The following is an 8,262-nucleotide window of genomic DNA, read 5'->3' as shown; positions in this document are numbered from 1 at the left end:
GGGCAGGGGAGGGGGCGGTCGCGAACTGCCCTCGCCGGTCGGCGTTTAAGATAAATGTACCTCGGGAATACAGCTCGCCAGTCACCCAGCAAACGGCCCCCGCGTCCGGCACTTGGCGCCGGGGTATGCCGTCGCTCGGAGTCCCGGTCAGACAAAGGGCGGCTCCGTTCCCGAAGTACCGTAGATCGTTGTCCGGCGGCGCGGAGGCGCGGAGGCGCTTAGGAGGCCGCTCGCTGTTTGGTGCAAAAGGTCGCGAAAATCGTCGTGATGTTCTTCGCATCCAGCGCGATTTCACGCTGCCTCAGGAACGACCGGAAGTCGTCAGCTACCAGACCGTGATCCCTCTGCGGACTGGGCAGATTGGCACGCGCTATGGCGCCGAAGGCGGTGAACGCGATATGGCCCTGGTCCGGGAACGCGATCGCGGGCGCCTCCGGAGCGGCCTCTTCATGCTGGGCGGCGAGGGCTGGGGAGGGTGCTTGACTAGTGACGCTGTCCTCTTTTGCGCGCCGGGTCATACGCAGCATTGGTTCCGCTCCGTCCCGGGCTTCCAGCGTCAGGCTATATCCTGGTAGCGCATCCTCCTTGGCGATCTTCCCGATCTCAAATTTAAAGCGGCGGTAATCGCCCTCCGCGCCCGACTTTTCGAACAGGGTCGGCATTGATATGGCGAAGCCGTCACTGCCGGCACCGCCCGCATGCTTGCGCGCTACCCGATACAACCACCGCTCGCGTCCGCCCGTGAGCGAAAAATAGGTCGGATCAATCGCTAGAACGCCTCCCTCCATCAGCACACCGTCATAAAACCATTTGGCGAGCGTTATGCGCATTCCCCGGATGGTGCCGCTGCGATCGCGTATCTGCGAATGACTGTCGAGCCAGGAGAAGGTGGTATCCACCGCGTCACCAGAACGGATGTTGGTCTTGACCGTCGTCGACTGCAGGCGATCGAGGGCATTTCCCAGCAGCTCGTAAGCCCGTCCGCCGACATCCCGCTTGAGCGTGCGCAGCATGTCGTAGGGAACGATATGCAGGGTCTGCGGGATGTCGTTCGCGCCGCGACGCTTGTGCTCCATAAGCACGGACGCACAATAGATGAGGATATCGAGATCGTAGATGGTGGCGAGACCGTATTCGGAGTTGGCAGAGACGTGAACCGTCACTTTCTTGTCCGGACTGACGTAGTCGATTGGCTTGAGACGCTTGCGCTTGGACAGTGAAAAGAAAGGCCGTTCCATGGTCTCGCGTTGGTCGCGCAAGGGCAGGGTAGTGAGTTGCGGCAAAAACAAATCGACTTGCCGTTCTTCGCGCGAGTCCTTGGACATCGTATACCCCGAGGGCAGAGGTAAAACACGTTTTACCGCCGCGTAAACCATTGTTATCAAACGGTAAAATTCATTTTACCGATATTCTGTCACCGCGCGAACTTCGCGCCTTCTAGGACCGGCCGCAACGCTTCGAGGATCTCGTCCACCGAGGCCGAAGCCTTCGGATGGATGTTGACAGTAATCCCCTTGGCCCGGGTATCGGAAATCACCTGGCCAATCTCCTTGCCTTCGGCACAGGCGATCACCGCTTTACGGCGCGCGATAACCGGCACCTTCGGCTTCGACGACGCAGTGACAAGGCGCTCGAACACCTTGCTGCCGTCGATCTTGTCGAGACCTCCCGCTTTCCTGTCCGCCTGCTCCGCAGCGATGGTCAGCGCCTCTGCGATGATGCTCGCTCGGTGCCCATCATCCTTGATCAGCGGGGACAGGCGCATGCCGTGTCGGACCCTGACGTCGCCCACCTCGGCGAACGCTGCAATCACGGCGTCGGGAAGCTCGGCCAACTGGAGCAGGTTGTGCAGATTCTGCTTGGGGATGGCGAGCCGGTCGGCCATCCGGGTTCGCACTCCGCCATAATAGGTTTCGACGGCGTGACGGTAATTGCGCGCGCGTTCGAGGTCGGTGACGTCCTCGCGCTCACGGTTCTCTAGATCTGCGAGCCTGAACGCGGCTTCGTCATCCAGCGTTTCGATGCGCGCGATGAGGTCAATTTCGGATCGATTGTTTGCGTTAAGCCAGGCGACGCAAAAGTGGCGCCGGGTGCCGACAATCAGTTCGTAAGGCAGGTCACCACCGCGGGTGCGGCGAACGACCACGGCCTCCCGATTCGACCCCTCCTCGCGAATGGAATCGATCAGACTGGCACATCGTTCCTCGGTCAGAAGCGCATAATCCCGGGCGTTGCCGGGCCAGATGGAGCACTCCGAGGGTTTGAGGCGAATGGTCAGGCCTTTGACCGACCGGGTCAGCTCGTCGAAAGCAGCGCCGCGTCGCTCCAGGAAGGAGGGAGCGCCCGGCTTCTCGACCGGAGTTTGCTCATCGATGGCCGCGGGCAGGGGAGCGCCAGGTTCAGCCGTCGCTACCGGCGCTGCGCCGATGCTCTCGATGGCGCTGGCCAAAAGGCTGCGCCTGCGTCCGCCTGCCGCGCTCATGCCGCCTCCGTCAGTCTGTCAGTGCCGACCTGCGCCATGCGGGAAGGCCACTGTTTGCAGATGTCCTTCTCGACTTCGCGAAAGACCATATTTAGGTTGTCCCGGCACCGGGTATACGTCTGATGCGAGCCATAGGGCTTGTTCACTTCGTAGATCGACGACATCTGCAAACCCGCGTTCTTGATCTCTTCCGAGAGTAGGATCGGGGTCGACAGCATCTGACCAGCGTAGGTCTTCTCCATTACCTGCAGCATCTGCGCCTCGTTTGTCCGATTGGGCTGGAACATAGTGCACACGATGCGGATGAAACCGTAGTCAATCGAGGTGTCGAAGCGCGAAACCAGGCTCATTGCCTCGCGACATGTTTGCATGAAATGGATCGTGGAGAGGTAATCAAGCTGGCGCGCCGGGACCGGTATGAGCAGTCCGTCCGCCGCCGTCAGCGTGTTGACTCCCAGGAAGCCCATGGCCGGGGGCGGATCTAGAATGACGACGTCGTAGTCGAGGCGAACTTCTTCGAGGCCGATTCGGAGCATCCGGAAGGCGCCAGCAATGGCCGTCGGTCCTTCCTCGATCGTAGCCGTCAGCTCCCATTCAGTGTCCTGCAAGCCAAGGTTCGCAGGGCAAATGTCGATATTGGGCCAGGCGGTCGGCCGGATCGTCTTACGGAACGAATCCGCATCGTCCATCCGCGGAGATAGGAAGTTGGAGAGCGTATGCGTCTCCTCGACCATCGCTTCGAGATTGACGTCGAACATGACGCTCATGGACGCTTGGGGATCGCAATCCACAACGAGGACCCGGTATCCTCGCAGCGCGAGATAGTCGGCTAGATGCTTCGCGGTTGTGGACTTGCTGACCCCGCCCTTGAAGTTCTGGACCGCCAGAACGACCGCACGCTCTTCCGGAAGTTTGCCCATCTTGATTCCGAGAGTCGCCCGGATCGATATCAGGTCTTCGACCGTGTAGAATCGGCGGCCATTGTTCGCGGTCTTCGGGGCAGGAAGCCGTCCACGCGCTTCGGCCTTGGAAAGCGCCTCGGGCGTGCGGCCCAACAGCTCGGCTGCTACCGTCGCACCCATCGAGATATTCAATGTCTTGCGGTCTGAGGGATCGATAGCCGCCTGGCGCAGGACGCTCTTTGCGTTCTCGCACGAACTTATCATTGCATCGAGAATTTGCCCCGACAACATGAACATGCCCCTTCTGATCCGACTCAGCGCGGTTCGGTAAAAACCTTATGAATTCGCCGACAATCCCGGACATCTATGCCAAATCGGGGGGTGTAGTCAAACTCCTCGTAAATTCCCGCCGTGGCAGCGACAGCGTTCAGGTAAAGACAGATAAATGCCGGGTTTCTCGACGCAGCCACTTTGCGATCCGCAGATTGCCCCTCCTATCGGTCGGGTTGAGAGGGGTGCGCTAGCTTGTTGGAGGCCTTCCCGGCGGATCGAGCGAGGCCGCGGTCTTGCCCCAAGGCAGGGGATTAATAAACGGCAAGAGACGGGGCGGCGCCTCCTGAAAGAATTCTATTTGGTCGCTCCGTTTAGCCGGCATGGTCCTTGGACGCCGTCGCCTGGAATTCTGTGCTCCGTCGGCTTTGAAGCAACATCGGCTCGATAGTGAGGCGCTACGGCCGAAAGGAATGATGCCCGCTTTGCTCCTAATAAGTGGCTATTCACGAAGCTGCCGTCAACTCAGGTCTCTTGGGCCTCTTCTGTTGGCGGAACGCCGTTAATGACTGGCCAGCGCGAGTGCTACGTTCTTGACGATTGAATTATAAGGCGTTTGAGGCCATCAAGTCACGTCTATGGGGGGGTGGCATGGTTTTAGCAACAGATCTGGTCAGCAAACCTTTACGTGAGAAGGGAGCGACTGGAGGTCGATACGATTTTCAGACCATGTGGGGACTGGCGTTGCTATTCCAGCAGCACGGAACAAATGATGACTACGCGATCGTCTTCGAGTTTCACGATGATATCGCATTGCTCGATAGCGCAACCAATCCCACAAATGTCCGCTTCTATCAGGTCAAATCCAAGGACACCAACGGTGGCTGGACGCTGACCGCGCTGCTCAAGCGAGAGAAAGTCAAGACCGAAGAAGGTACGAAGGAGAAGCCCTCTTTCGTCGACAAAATGTTCGACAATGTCGACAAGTTTTCGAGCGCAGTCCTTTCTGCCGATTTTGTTTCGAACCAGCTTTGCGGGTTCAACGCTGGCAAGACTTCCTTTCGCCTGAGTGCATGTGAGCCTGGTCATTTCAAGAAAATCGTCGGGTCGATCCAAGAGGCTTATCCCAGTGCGACCGAGGCACAGATCGGACTGCTCGGATTTCAACGCACCGATCTCAGTCTCGGGGACGTGGCCTCCCACACAAAGGGCAAGCTTCAGACCTTCATCGCGGAACAGCTTGGTACAGTCTGGTTCAGTCCCGAGGCCGTCTATCAGGCGATCGCCGACGAATGTCGCAGGAAGGCAAATTTCTCTGGCGAAACCACCTCTCTCCAGCAGGTTATCAAGGAAAAGGGGCTGACCAAGGCCAATGTTCAGGAATGGTTGGATGCCATCCAGAGCAACAGCCGGTCCCCGGATTGGGGAACGATCGCGCCGAGCCTAACATATCCCTTCGCAGATCAGCTTCGCATCAGCCAGGAATATGCGGTTTATCGTACTGCCGCGCTGAACTCGGCTGACCGCGCGGTTCAGCGCATCCGCATGAGGATCGCAGAAGCACTGCCGACCGTCATCGAGGACGCAACGCTCAGTCTCGTCGATATGGTCGAGAAGCTCTACCTTCATGCCGAAGAGGTAGGAAAGAAGTACCTTTCACCATTTAGTCCCTTAAGACTGAAGGCGATGATAATATATGAAATATACGCTCATCATTAAAACCGAACAATATAAGCGATTAGTTAGAAGCCTCAGAAAGAAGTCTCATGAAAAACTTGAAGTTGCGAAGGCTTCTTCTCCTCTCTCGCCTCGAAGGGAAGGCGAGGCAGGAGAATTTTGACGAAAGCACGACGGTTGTGTTCGGTGAGAACGACACCGGGAAATCGCATCTGATCAAGTCAATCTATGGTGCCTTTGGGGCAGACGCCTCGGTCGCGAACGAGAAATGGACCAAGGCATCCGTCGCCACGATGCTCGAATTTTCCCTGGACGGCGCAATCCAATCGATCCTTCGCTTCGACAATCAGTTCGCCTTGTTCGATGCTGCAGACAATCTCCTCTGGACCGGAACCTCGCTGGTGAAGGAGGTTGGCCCGAAGGTCGCCGAACTACTCGACTTCACCATTCAACTGACCACCAAATCTAACGATCTCGTGGTTCCGCCGCCGCAATTCTGCTTCCTCCCCTTTTACCAAGACCAAGACCGGGGCTGGGATGACAGCTGGAGCTCGTTCAAGAGTCTCGCCATGATTCCCAATTTCAAGAAGAGCATCCTCGATTATCACACCGGGATACGTCCTAGGGAATACTACAGCGCTCAAGCGCAACGCGCGGACGCGCAGCGCGAGCAGAACGAGCTCAAGGCCGAGCGGCGCGCACTCGACCGCGCGAGCGCTCGGCTCCGGAACGGGCGGTCGCCGGTGACGGCAACTTTCTCGCCGGAGTTGTTCGGGGATCAGATCGAACAGTTGCTGGCGGAGCTGAACGAGCTTCGCGCCATTTATGAGGGCGTGAAGTTCAAGATATCTGAACTCCAGTCTCGACGCGCTGTGCTAGTCGAGGAAATCGAGATCGCTCGCACTGCGTTGGCGGAGCTCGATGCGGATGTGAAATTTACCCAGAACCTGTCGGAGGCGCAGGTTATATGCCCCACCTGCAATACCGTGCATGAAAATGATTTTGCCAACCGCTTTAGCCTTATCAGCGATGCGGATGCGTGCAGGGGGTTCCTTGCGAGCGCGCGGCACTCTCTGGTAGAAGTCGAGGCGGGTGTGGCACGACAGATGCAGACGCTACGTTCGTATGACGACCGGATAGGGCGGATCGACGCCCTGCTGGAGGAAAAGCGGGGCGAAGTGAAGCTCCGCGACATGCTCAAGGACGAGAGCGAGCGCATGGTCGACGCCACAATCGCGGCGGAGCGCGCCGTGATCGACGGGGGTATCGTTGAATGGCAGGTCAAGGAGGAGGAGGCCCTCAAGCTGATGAAGGCGCATAGCAGCGCCAAGCGCAAGGCAGAGATCACAGCCTTCTACACCAAGAAGCTCAGCGCCTTCGCTGTAGAGCTCGGCGTGACGTTCGGAGCCGCTGCTAAGAAAAACATCTCGCCCAAGATAAACGAGACCGGCAGCTACGGCGCGAGAGCTATCCTAGCCTATCATTTCGCCTTGCTACATACGATCCGCGAGTTCACGACGTCCTGTCTGTGCCCGATCATCTTGGATACTCCTCTTCAGCAGGACCAGGACGATACGAATGCCGCCGCGATCATCGGTTTTGCACTCAAGAACAGGCCGCGCGACATGCAACTGGTCCTTGGCACTGTCTCGCTACATGGCGCCGAGTATGGCGGGCACGTCATCAACCCGCAGGTGAAGGAGTCGCTGCTTCAGAGCGACCAGTTCGACACGGTCAACGCCTATATGCGCCCCTTCATCAACAAGATGCTTGGACAAGACCAGGGAGAGCTTATCTAACCGTCGGTTTTCGACTCTGACGGCACCGCTCAAGGCAGGCAATTAGGGGCTGCTTTAATAGTGCCTTCCCTCCAAATCCGACACTCGCTTATCGGGCCTCAAGATAGACATGTCATTCGTCGACTTGGAATAACCGAAATGAATATGAAAGATTATCTCGCAAACACCGATTGGGCGGTTAGTCCCCTCTTGAGAGCGATTGGGGATAGCCGCGAGAAAATCAATAAGTGGGACCTATCGCTACAACATTTACGCAATCTCGAATCCTACCTTGAGGGCATCGACCCGAACGGTCGCGGTGAATGGCATCTAAGGTTCTTCACTCAAGAATGGGGGGATGAACCCACGCCGGCTAATGTGAATAAAAGGGTGATTTATGCAGAGGAGCAGCTAGTCGCGAGGAGACGAAGCAGGAGCATACTCTGCGGATCGGTCCTCTTGATCGCCCAAAACGGGATCAAAACGGTGCTCGGCCCGCCAAGCGCGTGGCGACATATGCGGGGCCAGATGCTGTCGCTGAGAGGCCATTGCATCCTTGACGCAGTCTGGCATGGACGCAATCAGGCTGCGCATATCGAAGGCCTAACCGCGGGTGGCCCTTCGCACCTTTACTTCACCGACCTCGAACACCGCTTTGGCCCGCAGTTTTCAATCGACACCAATGCCGACCATATTGCCGAGTTAATAGTAAGGGACGTCCTTGGGTGGATCGATTGGAAGGGGGAGGAGGTATACTATCCCGGCCACAACGGACCCACCCCATACGTTGCAGACATGATCGCGTTAGGAGCGTCGGTTGGGCGGTAGCAAGTGACTGACTGCTTTCCCTGTCGCGCCAATCGCTAACTGCCGTTCCGCTACCGGCCAGAACCGGCGGTTGGCCCCGCAAACCGACCCTTGTCCGACTCTCAACTCCTATCATTATCTCCTGCGGTGCGCGAAGCCGGTCCGCAGGGCTGACCGAGCCCGGTCAGCACGGTGCAACCTACGGTTAAGGGTCAAAGCGTAACCGTCCGGGCGTTACCGCGGCGTTTGGGCCTTGAAGCGGGCGGCGAGCTCGGGATCATCGAGGAAGTCATCGAGGAAGCCGTGCCAGGTCTCGGTGGTGCGGCGTGCATCTCTGAGCATGTCG

The 8,262-nt window shown here is 58.0% G+C and carries 5 protein-coding genes; 2 read left to right on the top strand and 3 right to left on the bottom strand.

Going from position 1 to position 8,262, the window contains the following annotated elements; translation table 11 throughout:
• Positions 1–218: 218 nt before the first annotated feature.
• From GVL61_RS24160 to GVL61_RS24150, 3 genes are all read right to left on the bottom strand, one after another.
• Positions 219–1,325 (bottom strand): replication initiator protein A, encoded by a 1,107-nt coding sequence (locus GVL61_RS24160; protein ID WP_159983780.1) that lies wholly within the window; start codon positions 1,323–1,325, stop codon positions 219–221.
• Between the two features lie 89 nt (positions 1,326–1,414).
• Positions 1,415–2,482: a ParB/RepB/Spo0J family partition protein gene (locus GVL61_RS24155; RefSeq protein ID WP_159983778.1), complete on the bottom strand. Its 1,068-nt coding sequence runs from the start codon at positions 2,480–2,482 to the stop codon at positions 1,415–1,417.
• The gene (locus tag GVL61_RS24150; protein WP_159983786.1) at positions 2,479–3,675 is read right to left on the bottom strand and encodes an AAA family ATPase; all 1,197 of its coding nucleotides are present in this window, start codon (positions 3,673–3,675) and stop codon (positions 2,479–2,481) included. Before GVL61_RS24150 ends, GVL61_RS24155 begins: the two co-directional genes overlap by 4 nt.
• 630 nt (positions 3,676–4,305) lie before the next feature.
• Between GVL61_RS24150 and GVL61_RS24145 the strand changes: the two genes are divergently transcribed.
• Entirely contained in the window at positions 4,306–5,373 is a 1,068-nt protein-coding gene (locus GVL61_RS24145; RefSeq protein WP_235037895.1) for a dsDNA nuclease domain-containing protein, read from the top strand.
• Between the two features lie 47 nt (positions 5,374–5,420).
• Positions 5,421–7,130 carry a hypothetical protein gene (locus tag GVL61_RS25200; protein WP_235037894.1) on the top strand — a complete coding sequence of 570 codons (1,710 nt, stop codon included), beginning with the start codon at positions 5,421–5,423 and terminating at the stop codon, positions 7,128–7,130.
• The last annotated feature ends 1,132 nt before the right edge of the window (positions 7,131–8,262 follow it).

The sequence above is a fragment of the Novosphingobium sp. 18050 genome, from assembly GCF_902706195.1.
Classification (GTDB): Bacteria; Pseudomonadota; Alphaproteobacteria; order Sphingomonadales; family Sphingomonadaceae; genus Novosphingobium.
This window is presented reverse-complemented; position numbering and strand designations above follow the sequence as displayed.